The sequence below is a fragment of the Paraflavitalea sp. genome, assembly GCF_059502485.1.
Map to the genome: position 1 here is coordinate 2,501,754 of NZ_JCACET010000010.1, position 18,494 is coordinate 2,520,247.

Below are 18,494 nucleotides of genomic sequence, written 5' to 3' on the forward strand. Positions count from 1 at the left end.
AATACAGAACGACACAGAGACAACATGAACCGTGACCTGTTGAACATATTATCAAACAGTAACAAAGACATCGACAACCAGAAGCTGATGGACTACCTGGCCGGCAAACTGTCGGAGCAGGAAAAACATGAAGTAGAACGTTGGATGGTCGACAATGACTTCGACAACGAAGCCATGGAAGGTCTGCAGGATTTCACTGCCAAAAAAGACATCAACAACTACGTAGACCAGCTCAACAAAGAACTCAACCAATACATAAAGACCAAAAAACAACGCCGCGAACGCCGCAAGATCCAGGAACAACCCTGGACCTACCTCGCCATATTCCTCATACTGATCCTGATCATCCTCGCCTACATCGTCATCAAAAAGGTACAACACCAACCCTAATACCTCACCTTATCCTCCTTCCGCATCCATTCCTCAAACAACTTAACCGCCTCTTCCCTCCCGCCATTCACAATAGGAATCCTTCTGTCTTCCATCGGTACAGTAAGCTCCTCATAAATAAACGAATCATCAAACCCGGCAAAAGCAGCATCAAACCGGGTACCCCCAAAGAAAACCTTATCCGGCCGCGCCCAGTAAATAGCACCCATACACATCGGGCAAGGCTCGCAGGAAGTATACAACACACAGCCCGTAAGCTGGTGAGTCTTCAGGTTGGTACAGGCATCGCGAATAGCCACCACTTCAGCATGAGCAGTAGGATCATTCGTTGAAGTAACAGCATTACAACCCTTCCCCACAATAACATCCGCCTTAACGATCACACACCCAAAGGGGCCACCCTGCCCGGAATTCATTCCCTGACGCGCCAGGTCGATAGCCGCCTGCATAAAATGCAACTCACGTTCCGTCATAACAGCTTAATTTGACCGCTAAAATACAAAATCCGGAAGGCCATATTGGCCCATTAACTAACTTGACGTCACAAATCCCGAAAATGAAGAAACTCCTGATCATTACGTGCGGCCTGATAGCCGCCACCGTTACGATGGCACAAAAAATAAGCTACATCGTAACCTTCCCCAACATCGTACACCATGAAGCTAAGATCACGGTGATAGCCACCGAAACACCTACGAGAAACGCCACCTTCCGCATGAGCCGCTCCTCACCAGGCCGCTATGCCACACACGAATTTGGAAAAAACATCTACGACGTAAAAGCCTTCGACCGTGCCGGCAAGCCCCTCACCATCAACCGCATCGACGGAGACGTGTACGATGTACCCCGCCAGGACGGCTACGTGCGCGTAGAATATACCATATACGCTAACCACCCCGACGGCACCTACGCAGGCATAGACGAGTCCAGCGTACACTTCAACATGCCCGCCGTATTCATGTGGGTGAAAGGAATGGAAAAAGCCCCCATCGACATAAAATTCGAGATCCCTGCAGGAAAGAACTGGACCATTGCCACCCAGCTGAAACCAGTAGCAGACAATCCCACCCTCTTTACCGCACCCGGACTCCAATACTTCATGGACAGCCCCACCAAAATAGGCGACCTCATCTGGAAAGAGTGGACCATAAAGAACGCCAACGGAAAGACATACAACTTCAAGCTGGCCCTCGAAGCAAAGACCAGCGATACCCTCGCAACATCCTTTGCTCGTAAAGTGCAAAACATCACCGAAGAAGCACAAGCCATCTACGGAGAGGTGCCCGCTTACGACTATGGTACCTACACCTTCATAGCCAGCATCAACCCCTGGGTGAAAGGCGACGGCATGGAGCACCGCAACTCGACCATGATCTCCATTCCCGCCAACTTCGATGGCAACAACTACCTGCTCGATGTATTCTCACACGAGTTCTTCCACTGCTGGAACGTAGAACGCATCCGTCCCAAAACACTGGAACCATTCAACTTCGAAAAAAGCAACATGAGCAACGAGCTCTGGTGCGCAGAAGGATTCACCCAATACTATGGCGACCTGTTGATCACCCGCACAGGCTACCAATCAGTAGACGACTACCTGCCTGCCCTCGCCGGACTGATCAACACGAAAGAAAACACTGCAGGCGCAAAAAGATATTCCCCCGCAGAAATGAGCCGCCATGCAGTCTTTGTAGATGCAGGCGTAGCCATCGACAAAAGCAACTACATCAACATGTACACCTCCTATTACCCCTACGGAGGGGCAATAGCATTGGCGCTGGAGCTTGAGCTGCGCACCCGCTTTAGCAACCTCACGATGGACAGCTACATGACAGCCCTCTGGAAAAAGTTCGGCAAAACAGAAGTAGCCTATACCATCCCCGGCTTGCAAGACGTACTGGCAGAACTGACCGGCGACAAAAAGTTTGCAGAAGACTTCTTCAGCAAATACATCACCGGCCACGAGTCCTTTAATTACAAACCATTGTTGGAAAAAGCAGGATTGGTATTGAAGAAAGCCAACGAAACCAAAGCCTGGATGGGCAGCGTACAATTCAGAGAAGGCACAAACCTTACCATTGCCTCCAATACAGTAATAGGCACACCCCTCTATATCGCAGGCCTGGACGTAGATGACCAACTGCTAACCCTCGATGGAAAACCAGTGAAAAAGGCCAATGAAATAGAGCCCATCCTGAAAGAACATAAACCCGGAGACGCAATACAAGTAGAGTACCTGCACCGTGGAGAAAAGAAAACCGCCACCCTCACATTAGCAGGCAACCCAAGCTACAGCATTACCACTTTCGAAAAAGAAGGACAAACACCCACAGCCGAAATGCTGGCCTTCCGCAAAAGCTGGTTCGGCAGCCAAATCAAACGATAAGAATTCTAATATCCCAAAGGTGGGTCGCTGTATACAAAAAGCAAAATGGCCTTGACGGACAAACCATCAAGGCCATTTCATTTATTTCTAACTACAGATAAACTTACCTTTTCAACCTATCAGCAACGCAACAGATTTATTACGCTGTCATTTCGAACCCTGCCATGCACACTACAAACCTCAACAACACCTGCAGGGTGAGAAATCTGCCCGCGAAGTAAACGCACTGCCGATTGCCCATTGCCGACTGCCGCCTACTGATACTGAATATAGATCGGTTTCGGCTTCAGACTCAACACCTCTTCAGGCGTCATGATACGGCTGCCGGGCTCACGGAAGTCATTCTTGTAAAACAACTTGAAACCAGTAAACTGAACAGGCTCCCGGTGAATAAAGCTCTTGTAAGTAGTGATCTTCCTGGCCTTGGCGCCCCAGCCATCCATATCCATGATAATCTGCACTTCAGGCTGCAATTTGATATTCTTATAATTAGTCACCATAGCTTGCGTAAAGCGGTGAACCACCAGCATCTTGGGAGGCAGGTTATTCTCCTTCACGATCTTAGCGAGGTAATTAGTAACATAGTTGATATCAGCCGCATCAAAGCTGCCGATCACAGAACCCGGCTTGGCGCCCGTCTTCATGGAAAACTCAGGGTCAATACCGAAGTGAACATTCGGCATCTTGAAATATTGCTCCAGCTGAGGCACCTCTTCCTGCACAGTACCCAAACCAACCTGGATATCGATGAATACCAGCGCATTGATCTTGGCAGCCATGGCCAGCACCTTATCGATCTCCTTGAAAGGCATCCGAAGACGGTACTTACCGGCAGCACCAGGACTACCCTGAGCAGTTACCGCTATATAATGCAGCGCAGGCACCACTTCAACCGCAGTATCCGCTGCCTGCCAGCGTTTTACCTCATCCTGAAGCTTCTGCAACATCTGCTGCTCAGGCAGCTCTCCGAGGATACCCATCTTCGTGGAATACAGGTTACCATAAAAAGCCAGCACCCGCTTCATGGGAAGAACAGCGCCAGCAAGCGGATAATCATGCTTCACGGGCCACTTACCGGTAGAGTCACCGTTTGCCATGATGGTCATACTCCTGTTATACCAGGCAGTGTCCAGCGTGGTAGAAGGAGTTGGTGGCGTTGCAGCCGCAGCCTTCTTGTCGGTAGTGTCTTTGGAACTTTGAGCAATGGCAGCAGCTTCAGCAGAAGAAGATTGGCAATTGCTAAACAAAGCAATACAAGTGGTGGCGGTAGCGCACAGAGCGGAGGCCTGTAACCAGGACTTTTTGATCATAGTGAAAAATGTTTTGTGGGAGTGCAGAGAAAAGATAGACTTCAGGTTTTGGTTCATAGAAGATTGCAAATATAAGTAACACCAAAAACGTACCAGTAATGAAAATAGTATGTCTACTCCCCATTATATACCACGCCCGAAGTAGGCGTTTCATGAAGCTCCAGGTGGTCCATAGCGGGCAGCAGCGGCTTCAGTCGGTTCCATATCCATACCGCGATCAGCTCACAGGTGGGGTTCTCCAGACCGGGAACATTGTTCATACACTTATGGTCCAGTTCAGCCACAACAGGCTTTACAACACCCTTCAGCACGGCAAAATCCATTACCCATCCCAGTTTCGGATCGGGCTGCCCCTTGATCCATATCCGCAAACGGTAAGTATGACCATGCATTTCCTTACACTTATGCCCGTCGGGCACGTTGGGCAAGAAATGGGCCGAATCGAAAGTAAACTCTTTATAGATCAGCATAAAATACCTTGAGGGCCCAAAGTTACACCCTTATCAATAAAAAAGGTGGAGTTGTAAAAACTCCACCTTTCTTCAATTGGTATCTGATCTAATGGTAATTATGTTACTTATGAAGGGTTATCTTAGGTAGCTCCGTCTCCCGGTTGCGCTTGATCTCGACCCCGGTGATGGTCGTATCCTGGTACCCATTCGAACCGTTGATGAACACGCTGTAAGTACCCTCCTGCAGACCCCTTACCTTGAAGTCGCCATTATGCCAGGGAATAGCATAACCCGTATCCTGCGCGTTATACACGCTGATCACGGGATAAGCATCCTTGGGCAGCACCCTGCCTTCCAGACTACCGGTGGTTTTCACGGTAAAGACCTTCAGGAAAGGCTTCAGGTAGAACTTGCCCCGCACTACGAAAATAGACCTTGACACATCGAAGTCGAGCCACAGGCGGTTGCGGCCAGGCTGCCATTCATCCCAGTCACGCCCTTTGATCTTTAAAATAATAGTAGACTGAGTGCCCGGGAATAGGTCCAGCGGATAAGTCACACTGTCCTTAACCAGCGAATTGTTGCTACCCAGTACGATCTTGATCTTCTTGATATTCCCTTCAGGAATGATGCCACTGGCCAGCAAAGTATCGACACCATTGCGCAAGCCAAGCAGGTCATAGATACCAGGTGCAATATTCAAGGTATCCCAGTTCACACAATGATCCTCGTGATCATCGTCGTCATGACCACGGCCAGGACCATCATCGTCATCATCATGCTTGTTCTTATCACAGGTATCGATAAACACCTGTACACTCTTGATATCGATAAGGACCTTGTCAAATAAAGCGGGATCATCGGTGAGAAACAACTGAACCTCTTGCTTACCGGGCGGTAAAGGATCATTATTATGCGAATCATCTTTAGAGCAGGCAAAGAAAATAACAGTAATAGCTGTTACCATTGAGCATAAGCCCAATAGCTTTCTTCTCGTGGTCATATGTGTAAGCGTTTTAAGTGGTGAATAGAAACCGTCTCTATACACATTATTACAACTACTGTGCCTATACATTAAAAAGTGGATAAATATAAATCTCCCCCCGGCACCCACCACCACCCAACCCTTTGATAAACCGTTACGTAGCGCCGCCTGGCTGCATAGTCAGGCCGCTCCAGGCCGCCAGACTACTTATAATGCTACGAACCTTTCAGCACCATTTGCAGCTTTTACACTCACCATTCACCACTTGCTACTCGCCCCCTCAAAAAATAATAGTCCACTATTTTTGTAGACTTAATAGAAATACCTATCATTGCATTCAGAATACGATACACCATGCTACCACATAACACAAAAGCACGATGTAGCTGATTCCTTCTAACAGGAATACACACCTATTTGTTTATACAAAAATGGAAACATGAAACCTGCATCCGCATACACCTGGCTACTGGCAGTACCTGCCCTCATCATGAACCCTTCGGAAATATTCCCGTCCAAACCGGTAAAAATAGAAGGCAACGTCATCCATAGCCTCAATGGCAAACAAGTGGAGAACGCCTACATCTATATCGTGTCAGGCGAAGAAGAAGCACTCACAGGGAAAGATGGCGTATTTACCATCTCCACCTGGCAACAATTACCCGTAACCCTGGTGGTAGAACATCCTAAATACAGGCCCCAAAAGATCAGTATAAAAGATCCGGCAAAAAAAACAGTCATAAAACTTGATCCGAAATAAGCATACGACTACCCTTCATCAATACGGCTCACCATGAAACTGAACATACTGGCCTTTGCAGTACCGCTCTTTGTTTCGTTTATGATCCTGGAATATGTAGTAGCAAGGCGGAAAAAACTGCCCTACTTTAACCTGCATCATTCCATTGCCAACATCAGCGTAGGCATTGCTGAACGCCTGATGGATGTGTGGGTAGTTGGTATATTTTATTTCGTGTACGATTACATACAGAAGCACTATGGACTATTCCAAATAAAGCCCAACCTGCTACTTTGGATACTATTGCTCCTCTGCACCGATTTCATGTGGTACTGGTACCACCGCCTCGCACATGAAATAAATATCTTCTGGGCTGCACACATTGTGCACCACCAGAGCGAGGATTTTAACTATACAGTATCAGCGCGCATCACGGTATTGCAGGCGTTCGTACGCACGGGATTCTGGGCAGTATTGCCCCTGCTGGGATTCCCGGCATCGATGATCACCAGCATATTACTGGTACATGGACTATACCCGTTTTTCATCCATACCCGGCTCATTGGCAAACTGGGCATCCTGGAATATGTGTTCGTAACACCATCACACCACCGGGTACACCATGCCAGCAATGAACAATACCTCGACAAAAACTATGGCGATGTATTCATCATATGGGACAAGCTCTTTGGCACATTTCAAAAAGAAGAAGACGATATAGAGATCAAATATGGCTTAACACATCCTTTGAAAAGCTACAGCTTCCTCTGGCAGCACTTCCATTTCCTCGCCGAGCTCACCTATGCAGTACGGCGCACCAAAGGAAGATGGAATAAGTTCAGGCTCCTGTTTAGCAGACCTGAACACATAGAGCCAGCTGTGCGGGAAATAGCAGAAGAACGATTCAGGATTCGTCAAAGCAAAGAACCGTTTGATAAGCCACTCAACAGATACGTAATATGGCAGATCGGGCTCACCATTGCCCTCCTCTTCATATTCATCCTGTTCGAACACTATATACCGTTGGCACAACAGGTATTGATCACATTGGCGATCCTGCTCACCCTCATCAATTGCGGGGCGATCATGGAACAGAAACAATGGATCTATTATTTGGAGTTCTTACGCTTACTAACCGTCACAATAGGATTTATATGGGTATATCCGGCAGTATGGTTCAACATAGTAGTACTCTTTGTAGCCATATTACTGATAGCCTATTTCGATACCATCCGCGTGCATTACCTCCAATGGGTATATCACCGGCACAGAAGCTCTTAAATACACACGAGTTACGTGGCTGAGAGGTCAGGCGAAGGCTGGCAAGACCTTCTACGGTGGTTCGACTCCACCCGTAACTACATTGCATCGGTTCAACTTTCATACCTGAACCTCCGGGTGATGTTTCTACATCGCCTTCCATTTTATTGCGTAGCAGCATGCCACTATGCGTCACATGAGAACATAAACGTCTTTTTCGTATGGCAAGCAATCGTTGATGAACGGGCGGTGTTTCTACACTGCCTTTTTCTTTTCCCTACAGGCTATCGAAGAACCTGTCGAAGTAAGCGCCGCTCTGCGAGGCTTGCAGCCTCGCAGTCCTATTCCAGGGCCTTCGACCCTAACGAAGCAAACGTCAATTGCCCGGTCCTTCAGGGCCGGGGTTAAAAAGCTCAACCCCTCTTTGGGCTTTAGCCCAATCCCACCTCTGGCACACAATTAGAGCCTCGCATCGTATGACCACACCAATTACATGGCATATCGGTTGCTCCGGCTTTCACTACAAAGAATGGAAAGAAACCTTCTATCCCAAAGGCGTACCCCAACGCAAGTGGTTCGAATACTACAGTACCCATTTCGATACACTGGAACTCAACGTCACCTTCTACCGCTTTCCCCAGGTGTCCTTCTTAGAAAACTGGTGCCAGAAAAGCCCTGAACACTTCACCTTTTCCGTAAAAGCACCCCGCCTCATCACCCACTACAAAAAATTCAACGACACCCAACAACAACTGGACGATTTTTACGCAACCATCCGCGAAGGACTAAAAGAAAAACTCGGCCCTGTCCTGTTCCAGTTCCCACCCCAGGTCAAATACGAAGAAGCCCTGCTGCAAAGAATAATAGAACAACTGGACAACACCTTTACCAACGTACTCGAATTTAGGGACGCCAGTTGGTGGCGGCAAGACGTATACAACCTGCTGGCCAAATATAAAACAGTTTTTTGCGGCCAAAGCTATCCCGGCCTGCCTGACGAAGCGATCGTAAACACCCCCGTAACCTACTACCGCTTTCACGGCGTACCCAAACTCTATTACTCCGAATACCCTACCACTTTCCTCGACCGCATCAGCCAGGAGATCCAGGCCCATGCCGCCGCCAAAACAGCTTACCTTTACTTCAACAACACCGCCGCTGTCTCCGCCATCCACAACGCCATTTACCTTATAAACAAGCTCAAACCCGCCCAAAAAGTAACTTGAAATCCGCAACAACAGCCTGCCTTCCTACATCCTACTTCTTACCTCTGCCTTTCCTTATTAACCTTTCAACCCATCAACCTCTCAACATTGTTCAACCATTTCACCCCATTCCAAACAACAATTAAACACCAATTAAATTAGCATTAATAAACTAATATAATTAGTAACCAGAGCGTACATTACACCTATATGTGGGAAAGAATAACAGAGAAACTGGAAATATTGGCCGATGCCGCCAAGTACGACGTATCCTGCTCCTCCAGCGGAAGCGAAAGGAAGAACCAGACCAAAGGACTGGGCAATTCCACCAACATGGGCATTTGCCACACCTACACCGAAGATGGACGTTGCGTATCCCTGTTGAAGATTCTCCTCACCAACCACTGCATCTATGATTGCGCATACTGCGTTAGCCGTCGCAGCAACGATGTCAAGCGCGCAGCATTCACGGTACAGGAAGTGGTAGATCTCACAATTAACCTCTATCGCCGCAATTACATTGAAGGTCTTTTCCTGAGCTCAGGCATATTTTCCAATCCGGATTATACCATGGAACGGCTGGTACGCATAGCCAAACAGCTGCGTACAGAAGAAAACTTTCATGGCTACATCCACCTCAAAACCATTCCCGGCGCCAGTGAAGAACTGGTGAAAGAAGCCGGCCTTTACGCCGACCGCCTCAGCATCAATGTGGAAATGCCTACCGAGCAAAGCCTGCAGCTATTGGCGCCCGATAAAAAGAGGGAACAGATGCTGCAGCCCATGAATGTTCTTAAAAATGCCATCCGCGAAAACAGAGAAGAAAAACAAAAGTTCCACAAAACACCCCTGTTTGCCCCGGCAGGCCAAAGCACACAGATGGTCATTGGCGCCACACCCGAAACAGATTTGCAAATACTCCACATCGCCGACCAATTCTATAAAAAGATGGAACTAAAACGAGTCTACTACTCCGGCTATGTACCCATCAGCAACGACAACAGGTTGCCAGCTATAGGAACACCCGTACCGATGGTGCGCGAAAACCGGCTCTACCAGGCAGACTGGCTCCTGCGCTTCTATGGCTTCTCTGTACAGGAATTGGTTTCACCCCAACAACCCCTGCTGGACATGGACATCGATCCCAAACTGGGTTGGGCCTTGCGCCACCTCGATCTGTTTCCACTCGACGTTAACAAAGCAGAGCCGGCCCTTATAAAACGCATCCCGGGCATTGGCATCCAGTCGGCCCATAAAATAATCGCCGCCCGTAGATTCAATAAACTGAACTGGGAACATTTAAAGAAAATGGGCATTGCCATCAACAGAGCACGATACTTCATCACCTGCAACAGCCAGGAATTTGAACGCCGGGACTATACCCCCACACAGATCAAACAATTCATCCTGGCACAGGGCAACAGTAAATACCAACCCAACTTTTCATCACAAACAGCCCTCTTCTGATGCAAACCCTCATATACGACGGCAGTTTCTCCGGTTGGCTTACCGCCGTATTCGACACTTACGAATACAAGTATAGAGACGTGAACATTATACCGGAAACAATAAGACAGGATGATCTTTTTGGACAGGCACACATAGTGCACACCGATGAATCCAAAGCCACCCGTGTGTGGAAAGGACTACAGCAGCGCATTTCAGTCCAGGCCACCAAACTGCTATACAAAACCTTCCTATCAGAACAACAGGGCATGGAGAACAGGTTACTCCAATACGCGCAATACGCATTTAGCAATAACAACTCGATAGAAGAAGATTATAGTCATCCGGCAGTATTGTACGTCACAGAAACAGCGCGCAAAGTACATCGCGAAAAACACCGCATGGAAGCCTTCGTCCGCTTTCAAAAAACAAAAGATGGATTGTATTATGCATTGATAGAGCCAGACTTCAACGTACTCCCATTGATACAGGACCACTTCGAAAAACGGTACGCCGACCAGCAGTGGATGATCTACGACAGCCGGCGGAAATATGGCTTATATTATGACCTGCAACAAACAACAACCGTACAGGTAAACTTTGAAGCAACGACACAGGAAGGAAAAGACCTCGCCGCCATACACGACGAGAAAGAGCCATTATACCAACAATTGTGGCAACACTATTTCAACAGCGTAAACATAAAAGCAAGAAAAAACACCAAACTACACATCAGACATGTGCCCCGCCGCTACTGGAGATACCTCACCGAAAACAACCCGTGTGAAAACAATTATTAATCCTCCCAGTTATTCTCCATATGCTTGTAAGACTCCTTGCTAATCGTCTTCTTACTCTTCGACCTTGATATGCCCTTCTTCTTCCGCGCATTAATATTATTCACCAGCGAGTTCTTTACCCCCAACTTATTCTTCTTCCCCGTGCCTTTCTTTTTAACTGCACCTTTCTTCTTAGGCACCGCCTTCTTCCGTGCCGTTTTCTTTGGAGCTGTTTTCTTACCTGTAGCTTTCTTAGCAGCCTTCTTTTTAGTAGCCATAAAAACAGATTTATATAGCAACAGGCTGCAATTCAAATGCCATCACACCCAACGTAACTGGGATATAATACCAAATCGTTTATTGCAGAATAAGAATGCTGTTAAACCTAAAGAGACTGGGAGCTTGTAACAAGCAAAGAACATCACACCTAAAGGGCTGGATGCCCATAACAAGTAAAGCATGTTACACCTTGGAGAGGCGTCGGCCCGCCAGGCCGCGCGGAGCGATCGGGCCTGGCTTGACTTTTCTTTGGTTACTTTCTTTGCGTCAAGGCAAAGAAAGTGACTACATCGCAGAGGCGATGCACAAGGCCAAAGCCTGCATCAAAATAAAGAAAGGAATCGCATACGCGAAGAAAAGTTAATTCGCAAGAATAATCTCAGGCCTTTTAATAAACTGCCTGTTATACTTAAACTTCACACTCGTGTTAACCTCAATCCTCCACCTATCGCCAAAATAATTCTTGCGCGGAAAGAAATGCGCCTTGAACTCCAGCGTACCAAAAATAAGGCTCTCGTTACGGCTACGCAACCCTCCACCCACACTACTATACAGATCACTCTTCTTCAGCTCCTGCTTCTCCGGCGTCAGCAAAACAGCATTACCAAAAACAAAAGGAGCAAACCGGAAGTTGAGGAATATCCAGGGAGTAAAAAATACGGACTCCACCTTCAAAGTACTCCTGATCTCCCCAAACACCCGCCTGTTATTACGGTACTCAGGCAGACCAAACTGACTCTCCAGGAACAGCGGCTCATTCAACTCCTTATGTGCCTGCAAGGTGACCCCGGCGCTGACAAAGGTCCGCTGCTTCCAGTTCTTGCTCCAGTTATGCAACCGGGAAAAATAATCCAGGTTAAATAACACGTCCACATCCTCCAGCGAATTCTTTTTGAAGTAACCACCAACACGCGCAGTATAATTGAAGTAATCCTCCTTCTCGGTAAAGTAAAAACGTTGAAAATCGATGCCGGCATAAGGCCGCTCCCGCCCTTGCGTTTTGGTCCAGCCCGCAGTGAGCGAGATATCCATACCTTCCGGAACGTCCTCGTTACGGCCAAAACCATAAATATATCGCACCTTATAAAAGTCCTGCCGGAAGATCGAAATAGATGCCAGCGCCCCCATCCTGTCGAAGTAATTATAATAGAACTCTTGCGAAGAAGTATCCGGCACCTCACTAAACTGCTTTCGGAAGTAACGCACACTGACCAAAGTACGGATACGGTCATTCTCATTTTGAACGTTACCAATCCGGTACCCCCCTGTGTTCCATCCTACCCAGGAATCATAATTAAGAAACTGGTAGCGTGCATCCGTTTTATAAGTAGAGTCGTTGAGATACATGTTTTCTGTGCGATGGTAGGCCACTTCGCCGGCATAAGTAAAACGCAGATAAGGATTTACCAATGGCCTGATCAGCCGGGCATAATACGTTACCTCCTCATCACGGCCGCTGTTGAAAGCATCATTAAAATTGTCGTACCCCAGATAACCATCGATAAAAGAACCCGCAATGTTCCGTTTGATGTATTCGGCTCCATAACCCACCTTTTCCTTGCGGCGCTGATCATACAGCAGGCTCCCCGACAACCTGTCCCCCAGGCCTCCCAGATTATCCTCCCGTATCGTACCACTCACACTTTGGGAATTATGCATTCGGAAAGAACCACCTATAGACAATACATCCTTGGTGAATATCGTGACGTCCACCGAATCATTGCTTCTGTCCGAAGAACGGATCATGATCCGCGCATCCTGCAGATAAGGCTGGTCACGCAGATGACGCTCGTTATCAGCAAGCAGGTAAGGAAACACCTTATCACCCACATTAAAAAACAGGTTATTGCGGATGACGTGATTCCTTGTTTTATGATGAAAAGCATTGGCCAGTTTAGTAAGCTGGTTCTTGAACCTTTTACTGGTATCAGTAATAGCCGTACCAAAATCAACCCCCACCACAGTAATACTACGTATCACCCGGCCATCATAAATACTGAACAAGAGATCATTTCTGACGGGACCAGTAACTACATCACCAATGGGATTATTGGAGAGCAGGTTACGGGCTAATTTACCCAATAACCCTTTACGCTTCAGGATAAAACTGTCGATCGAAGCACGCCTAACAGTATCAACCTTTACTGTTTGAACAACGGAATCAGGGTCCTGAGCAAGCGATTGGATCGCCGGCAACAGCAACAGGGAACAGAGATATAAAAAGGATAACCACTTAGACCGCATAGCTTCCCACCCGATTATGAACGGCAAAATAAGCTTTTAACAAGAATACTTTGCAAAACCGATACCCGGTAAGTGGGTATCGCCAATTCAATCCTTCATTTTACCATCCCTTTAACGCTTTCTACATGGTCTCCGGAACAGCTTATAGGCAATTTGACCCCATTCATTAAATAAAAAACACAGTCTGCTCAATAGCATTTCTTATAGGCCACTGCACGTATTAGTTTTGTGTCAACAAAGGAACAATTAACCAGATCAACCTTATCACAGCATTAGATCTTATCCGTAACAAAAAGCCTTATCAGATCGGTATTAGTTCCTTTAGTTTTTAGATCGTACCCAGTGCAGAGCTTCGTGTCAACACGAATCACACTCGTACCACAAAAGATATGGACAGGTGCCCAGGAAACAGCTATAACTAACCCTTATAGCATACCAACAAACAAAAAGCCGGGACTCGGTGAAGAGAGGCGAGAGAAAAAGTATAGCAAGCAAAAGAAACAAAATTATTCAGGATTACGGCGGTAGAGTGAAGGAGCCATGTTTCAAAATACCATAATCCATGAATGAAGCGCAGTAAGAGAAGTCCCGGTTTTTTCAACACAGGTTACAGTTTTTTCAAAGGAATACATATTGGATGGTTTACCCAACTCCCTCTTTTTCTAAAGAGGGAGTTTTGTTTTTACACTATCCCCATCCACCATTTTACCTATCTTCATTTTTCACAGGATCAATATTTGATAGAGAAGCGTAAAATGAGACACAGATGATTTTCAGGCATATAGTCACATTTGTCATAGTATTAAAAGGCGCATACCGGGAGTTTAAGAAAAATGAACCCCTGCGCATGGCAGCCGCCACAGCGTTCTTCACCACCTTTGCATTACCAGCCATCCTGCTACTCCTCATACAAATATTCGGTCTCATCATGGGTCGCCGGGCCATCGGCCTTCAGTTCTTTACCGGGCTCACAGATATTTTAGGCCCCAATGCCGTAGAAGAAATGCGCGAAACCCTGCGCAACGTCCGCTCACTGGTGCGGTCCTGGTACATCGCAGCCGGCCTGTTTGCCTTCCTCGTCTTTGTGGCTACCACCCTCTTTAAGGTCATCAGAGATTCGCTAAACCAGCTATGGGACATACGTGTAAGAGATGGACATGGGATAAAACTGCAGCTCCGCCAAAGAGGCCGGTCATTCGTAGCCATCATACTGGCAGGCATCCTGTTCCTGAGCGTATTGTTTGCAGAAGGCGTGATATCCCTCTTGCCCGAGCGTGTAGTATTCCTGGTGGGATTGTTAAAACAGATCATTTCGATAATCGCAGCCACAGTGTGGTTCACGGTATTATTCAAATACCTCGCCGATGGATATACATCCTGGAAAGAGACCATCGTAGGCGCCTTCTTTACAGGGCTCTTATTTACAATTGGGAAATTGATATTAGGCGTGCTGCTGTCCTACAGTGCCATCAAGAACATCTACGCCACGTCCACCTCGTTTGTACTCCTGCTACTCTTTGTATTCTATTGCTCATTCATGTTCTACTACGGCGCCTGCTTCCTCAAAGTCTGGGCCCGGCATAGAGAAAAGCCGATCAAACCACACAGCCATGCAGTAAAATATAAAGTATCGTTGATAGAGTAACCAGGGATATTACAGGATCTCCTGCACATGCTTCTTGATATTGCTCGCGATCTTCTGCGTAGGCAGATCATTCGCATCATTACCAAAAGGCTCTTCGATCTCTTCAGCGATCAGTTCAAGACTCGCCAGCACATAAAAAATAAAAGCCACCACGGGAATGGTGATATAACCAAGACTGAAGACAAAACTCAGCGGAAGCGTCATTACATAAAAGAAGATGAACTTCTTAAGGAACACACTATAAGAAAAAGGAATAGGCGTATTCTTGATCCGCTCACAAGCCCCACACACATCAGTAAAAGATTGCAGCTCCCCATTCAAAAAGATCAATTGATCACCCTTGATAATTCCCTCCTGATACAGGCGGTTAATACGCTGAAACAGTAAAGCGGCTACCTGGTTCGGAACATGCTTCGCATGATCCAGATCGCCCAGTTCAGGATGCTCCTTGTCATCCAGCGCCAGCCGCGTACTTTCTTCCCCAAGATGGCGGGCAAGCACAGAAGCATACATAGGGATCACCCGGCGAAAAAAAGCACGATTGCCTTCATCCGTTGGGTCAAGGATCGCATTCATTTTGAGCGCCAGGTTACGGCTGTTGTTCACCAGCGATCCCCACAACTTACGCCCCTCCCACCAACGATCATAAGCAGTATTCGTACGGAATACCAGGAGCATCGATATCACGAAGCTCAGCAAAGTATTCATCATCGAAACATTCTTCAGGTGATTATTCTGACTGAGCTGGAAGACCTCCATCTCGAGGACGGCAATCACAGCCGAGTACACACTAATGCCTAAAATAAGCGGCACCAGAGAACGTAAAGTATCAGCCTTGTGGAAACGAAAAATGAACGTGAACCAGTCTTTGGGATTGTAAGTGATCATACTACAAAAATAATCCCCGGGGCAATAGAAAAAAGAGGTTGTACAAAGTTAGCACCATATATTTCGCGCTCAGTAGAGCACCGGTGTTAGCGGATAAACCAAAGAACGCAAATTAATCATTCATGTTCTTCATCATTGCGTTTTCCCCCTTTGTTTTATTTGCGAAATTGGCTTCCTTCGACAACCTCTTATATTTTTACAGGTAACTAAGTCCTAAAAGAGATGGGTAAATTATGCTTGCAGCATCGCCGGGCAGTACGGATAGAAAGAAATAGCCTTGCTGTACGCCCGTAAAATTAAGACGCTTTTCTGTAAACACCAATACTCCCTTAGTAGTATTACACCCATATACAGGGTAAGATGATTAAATAAGTACAAATACCACAATTAATGGTATTTTTTACATGCATAACCAACAGGCGATCTGCTTTATATCAATCCCTCGTAACCGCACCCCAGTATATCCTCCAACCAAAAGCACAATTATCAGGCATCGGATTTGTACAAAACACCCATATCCATTATCCGGAACCTGTCAAACTGATTTTTAGCCCAGGTTCGTGTCGCCACGAACCAAAACCTGGACACGCCACTTGTAAAAATCAAGTATATGACAAACTTTACACGCCTTCACTATCTTGTACTAATCCTCCCTTTCCTGTATATTACATTGAACAATACAACCCTACAGGCACAACCCGTACTTACCTTCACACCGGTTATTACAACAGGACTAAGTTCACCGGTAGACGTGGTCAATGCCGCCGATGGCACCAACCGCATGTTCATCGTAGAGCGGGGCGGCACCATAAAAACCTACGATGCATCCTTCAACTCCCTGGGTAATTTTCTCACCGTTACCGGCATCCTTTCCGGCGGCGAGCAGGGACTACTCAGCATGGCATTCCATCCGGATTACGAAACCAACCGGTACTTCTTTGTACACTACACCAATACAGCTGGTGATATAGAAATAGCCCGGTATCAAACGCCGGCAGGCACTCCCAACACAGCCGACCCCGCTACTAAAACCGTGATCCTTACCATTGAAAAACCGGTACCCTTTACCAACCACAATGGAGGCAAACTCAACTTTGGCCCCGATGGCAACCTGTACTTCGCAGCAGGCGATGGCGGAGGAGGGGGAGACACCCGCAACTATGCCCAGCGCGGCGATAGCCTGCTCGGAAAAATGATACGCATTAACGTCAACAACTTTACTACACCACCCTACTACACCATCCCGCCCACTAATCCATTTGTTAGTGCTACCGACACGCTCCATGCCATCTGGGCATTTGGCCTCCGCAACCCCTGGCGCTGGAGCTTCGACCGTAATACCGGCGACATGTGGATTGCTGATGTAGGACAGGGAGCACGCGAAGAGATCAACTTCCGCGCAGCAGGCGCCACCGGAGGCATCAACTATGGATGGCGCTGCTACGAAGGCGATGTCAGTTACAACACAGCAGGGTGTGCCCCGGCAGCCAATTATGTAAGCCCCATATTCGCCTATCCCCACGACAATACCACTGGTGGGTTCGCGGTCACCGGAGGCTACGTTTACCGCGGTACCCAGTTCCCGGCTCTGGCTGGCTACTACGTTTGCGCCGATTACATTACCGACAATGTTTGGATCATCAGACCCAATGGAGGTAGCGGGTGGGAAGTGACCCGGCAGGGTGGACTGCCCGGCGCCATTGCCGCATTTGGCGAAGCAGAAAATGGAGAACTCTATGCCCTTTCCCTCGATGCCGGCGACCTCTTCCAGGTGGGCACTGCAGGTACCTTACCTGTGACCCTGATCTCCTTCACCGCCAAAGCCCAGACCGGCTACAATGAACTCCGCTGGCAAACCACCCAGGAGATCAACCTTAGGGAATTTACCGTTGAGTACAGCGAAGATGGAATTACCTGGAACAAAGCAGGCACCGTCCCTCCAGTGACCAATAGAGCAACCCCGGACTATTATTACAAACACCCCACGAATGTAGAAGGAACAATGTTCTATCGCCTCAAGATGCTCGACAGGGACAACACCTTTATGTATTCAAAGATCATCAGCATCGATACCCGGCCTGATAAAGGCAAAGAACTCCAGCTCTTCCCCACAGTCAATGCCAATGGCCAGCTACAGGTGCAACTCAACGAGCCCTTTACCAACCTCCAGGTATACAATATGCAGGGACAAGCCCTCATTACCCGCAACCTGCAAAACCAAACCGGCATTATCCGCCTCGATATCAGCGGTCTGAACAAAGGAGTGTACACCGTAGTCGCCAGCCGCGCCGATAAAACAGTTAGCAAAAACTTCATGGTCCAATAAATCATTCCTTTCCAAGGGGAACACTACATAAAACCCGGCGAAATGCCGGGTTTTTACATGCCCGGCACAAGACACCAAAATAATTTTCGCAAATTTGTCCTGCACCATTTCCCCCATTCGTCGTACCCCCGACAGTTCATTTTAATAAAGCTCAAAAACA

Annotated in this window: 16 protein-coding genes; 9 read left to right on the forward strand and 7 right to left on the reverse strand. The window is 47.4% G+C overall.

Annotated elements, in window-relative coordinates; all coding sequences use genetic code 11:
* Positions 1-24 precede the first annotated feature (24 nt).
* Positions 25-390, forward strand: a complete 366-nt coding sequence (locus AC5JBY_RS27150; protein ID WP_495907819.1) for a hypothetical protein — start codon at positions 25-27, stop codon at positions 388-390.
* Here AC5JBY_RS27150 and AC5JBY_RS27155 read toward each other — a convergent pair.
* Positions 387-863, reverse strand: coding sequence for a nucleoside deaminase (locus tag AC5JBY_RS27155; RefSeq protein WP_495907820.1), 477 nt, complete (start codon positions 861-863; stop codon positions 387-389). The genes AC5JBY_RS27150 and AC5JBY_RS27155 overlap by 4 nt on opposite strands.
* A gap of 83 nt (positions 864-946) precedes the next feature.
* Between AC5JBY_RS27155 and AC5JBY_RS27160 the strand changes: the two genes are divergently transcribed.
* A complete protein-coding gene (locus AC5JBY_RS27160) occupies positions 947-2,776 on the forward strand; it encodes a M61 family metallopeptidase (protein WP_495907821.1) in 1,830 nt (609 codons plus the stop codon).
* 254 nt (positions 2,777-3,030) lie between these two features.
* On the opposite strand, the gene AC5JBY_RS27165 is transcribed toward AC5JBY_RS27160, so the two are convergent.
* The 3 genes from AC5JBY_RS27165 to AC5JBY_RS27175 form a co-directional block, all read right to left on the reverse strand.
* Entirely contained in the window at positions 3,031-4,086 is a 1,056-nt protein-coding gene (locus tag AC5JBY_RS27165; protein WP_495907822.1) for a hypothetical protein, read from the reverse strand.
* A 113-nt stretch (positions 4,087-4,199) separates the two neighbouring features.
* Positions 4,200-4,556, reverse strand: coding sequence for a 6-carboxytetrahydropterin synthase QueD (gene queD / locus AC5JBY_RS27170; RefSeq protein WP_495907823.1), 357 nt, complete (start codon positions 4,554-4,556; stop codon positions 4,200-4,202).
* Between the two features lie 103 nt (positions 4,557-4,659).
* Positions 4,660-5,541, reverse strand: coding sequence for a DUF4382 domain-containing protein (locus AC5JBY_RS27175; RefSeq protein WP_495907824.1), 882 nt, complete (start codon positions 5,539-5,541; stop codon positions 4,660-4,662).
* A gap of 421 nt (positions 5,542-5,962) precedes the next feature.
* On the opposite strand from AC5JBY_RS27175, the gene AC5JBY_RS27180 reads away from it, so the two are divergent.
* From AC5JBY_RS27180 to AC5JBY_RS27200, 5 genes are all read left to right on the forward strand, one after another.
* The gene (locus tag AC5JBY_RS27180; protein WP_495907825.1) at positions 5,963-6,283 is read left to right on the forward strand and encodes a carboxypeptidase-like regulatory domain-containing protein; all 321 of its coding nucleotides are present in this window, start codon (positions 5,963-5,965) and stop codon (positions 6,281-6,283) included.
* Positions 6,284-6,316: 33 nt separating this feature from the next.
* Complete coding sequence (locus AC5JBY_RS27185) at positions 6,317-7,543, forward strand: sterol desaturase family protein (RefSeq protein ID WP_495907826.1); 1,227 nt, start codon at positions 6,317-6,319, stop codon at positions 7,541-7,543.
* Between the two features lie 455 nt (positions 7,544-7,998).
* Complete coding sequence (locus AC5JBY_RS27190) at positions 7,999-8,748, forward strand: DUF72 domain-containing protein (protein WP_495907827.1); 750 nt, start codon at positions 7,999-8,001, stop codon at positions 8,746-8,748.
* A 189-nt stretch (positions 8,749-8,937) separates the two neighbouring features.
* The gene (locus tag AC5JBY_RS27195; protein WP_495907828.1) at positions 8,938-10,194 is read left to right on the forward strand and encodes a putative DNA modification/repair radical SAM protein; all 1,257 of its coding nucleotides are present in this window, start codon (positions 8,938-8,940) and stop codon (positions 10,192-10,194) included.
* Positions 10,194-10,973: a TIGR03915 family putative DNA repair protein gene (locus AC5JBY_RS27200; RefSeq protein ID WP_495907829.1), complete on the forward strand. Its 780-nt coding sequence runs from the start codon at positions 10,194-10,196 to the stop codon at positions 10,971-10,973. The genes AC5JBY_RS27195 and AC5JBY_RS27200 overlap by 1 nt, the downstream gene beginning before the upstream one ends.
* Here AC5JBY_RS27200 and AC5JBY_RS27205 read toward each other — a convergent pair.
* Positions 10,970-11,230, reverse strand: coding sequence for a hypothetical protein (locus tag AC5JBY_RS27205; RefSeq protein WP_495907830.1), 261 nt, complete (start codon positions 11,228-11,230; stop codon positions 10,970-10,972). The two genes, AC5JBY_RS27200 and AC5JBY_RS27205, sit on opposite strands and share 4 nt — an antisense overlap.
* Before the next feature lie 361 nt (positions 11,231-11,591).
* Positions 11,592-13,475: a BamA/TamA family outer membrane protein gene (locus AC5JBY_RS27210; RefSeq protein WP_495907831.1), complete on the reverse strand. Its 1,884-nt coding sequence runs from the start codon at positions 13,473-13,475 to the stop codon at positions 11,592-11,594.
* A gap of 766 nt (positions 13,476-14,241) precedes the next feature.
* Here AC5JBY_RS27210 and AC5JBY_RS27215 point away from each other — a divergent pair.
* Positions 14,242-15,120, forward strand: coding sequence for a YihY/virulence factor BrkB family protein (locus tag AC5JBY_RS27215; protein WP_495907832.1), 879 nt, complete (start codon positions 14,242-14,244; stop codon positions 15,118-15,120).
* 9 nt (positions 15,121-15,129) lie between these two features.
* Here the strand turns inward: AC5JBY_RS27215 and AC5JBY_RS27220 are convergent, their stop codons facing one another.
* Entirely contained in the window at positions 15,130-16,008 is an 879-nt protein-coding gene (locus tag AC5JBY_RS27220; protein WP_495907833.1) for a bestrophin family protein, read from the reverse strand.
* A gap of 610 nt (positions 16,009-16,618) precedes the next feature.
* Here AC5JBY_RS27220 and AC5JBY_RS27225 point away from each other — a divergent pair.
* A complete protein-coding gene (locus AC5JBY_RS27225) occupies positions 16,619-18,334 on the forward strand; it encodes a PQQ-dependent sugar dehydrogenase (protein ID WP_495907834.1) in 1,716 nt (571 codons plus the stop codon).
* The last annotated feature ends 160 nt before the right edge of the window (positions 18,335-18,494 follow it).

What these genes read in the sequence shown, in the direction of transcription:
- AC5JBY_RS27150 (WP_495907819.1), top strand. Translation starts at nt 25, where the DNA reads ATGAACCGTGACCTGTTGAACATATTATCAAACAGTAACAAAGACATC.
- AC5JBY_RS27155 (WP_495907820.1), bottom strand. Translation starts at nt 863, where the DNA reads ATGACGGAACGTGAGTTGCATTTTATGCAGGCGGCTATCGACCTGGCG.
- AC5JBY_RS27160 (WP_495907821.1), top strand. Translation starts at nt 947, where the DNA reads ATGAAGAAACTCCTGATCATTACGTGCGGCCTGATAGCCGCCACCGTT.
- AC5JBY_RS27165 (WP_495907822.1), bottom strand. Translation starts at nt 4,086, where the DNA reads ATGATCAAAAAGTCCTGGTTACAGGCCTCCGCTCTGTGCGCTACCGCC.
- queD (WP_495907823.1), bottom strand. Translation starts at nt 4,556, where the DNA reads ATGCTGATCTATAAAGAGTTTACTTTCGATTCGGCCCATTTCTTGCCC.
- AC5JBY_RS27175 (WP_495907824.1), bottom strand. Translation starts at nt 5,541, where the DNA reads ATGACCACGAGAAGAAAGCTATTGGGCTTATGCTCAATGGTAACAGCT.
- AC5JBY_RS27180 (WP_495907825.1), top strand. Translation starts at nt 5,963, where the DNA reads ATGAAACCTGCATCCGCATACACCTGGCTACTGGCAGTACCTGCCCTC.
- AC5JBY_RS27185 (WP_495907826.1), top strand. Translation starts at nt 6,317, where the DNA reads ATGAAACTGAACATACTGGCCTTTGCAGTACCGCTCTTTGTTTCGTTT.
- AC5JBY_RS27190 (WP_495907827.1), top strand. Translation starts at nt 7,999, where the DNA reads ATGACCACACCAATTACATGGCATATCGGTTGCTCCGGCTTTCACTAC.
- AC5JBY_RS27195 (WP_495907828.1), top strand. Translation starts at nt 8,938, where the DNA reads ATGTGGGAAAGAATAACAGAGAAACTGGAAATATTGGCCGATGCCGCC.
- AC5JBY_RS27200 (WP_495907829.1), top strand. Translation starts at nt 10,194, where the DNA reads ATGCAAACCCTCATATACGACGGCAGTTTCTCCGGTTGGCTTACCGCC.
- AC5JBY_RS27205 (WP_495907830.1), bottom strand. Translation starts at nt 11,230, where the DNA reads ATGGCTACTAAAAAGAAGGCTGCTAAGAAAGCTACAGGTAAGAAAACA.
- AC5JBY_RS27210 (WP_495907831.1), bottom strand. Translation starts at nt 13,475, where the DNA reads ATGCGGTCTAAGTGGTTATCCTTTTTATATCTCTGTTCCCTGTTGCTG.
- AC5JBY_RS27215 (WP_495907832.1), top strand. Translation starts at nt 14,242, where the DNA reads ATGATTTTCAGGCATATAGTCACATTTGTCATAGTATTAAAAGGCGCA.
- AC5JBY_RS27220 (WP_495907833.1), bottom strand. Translation starts at nt 16,008, where the DNA reads ATGATCACTTACAATCCCAAAGACTGGTTCACGTTCATTTTTCGTTTC.
- AC5JBY_RS27225 (WP_495907834.1), top strand. Translation starts at nt 16,619, where the DNA reads ATGACAAACTTTACACGCCTTCACTATCTTGTACTAATCCTCCCTTTC.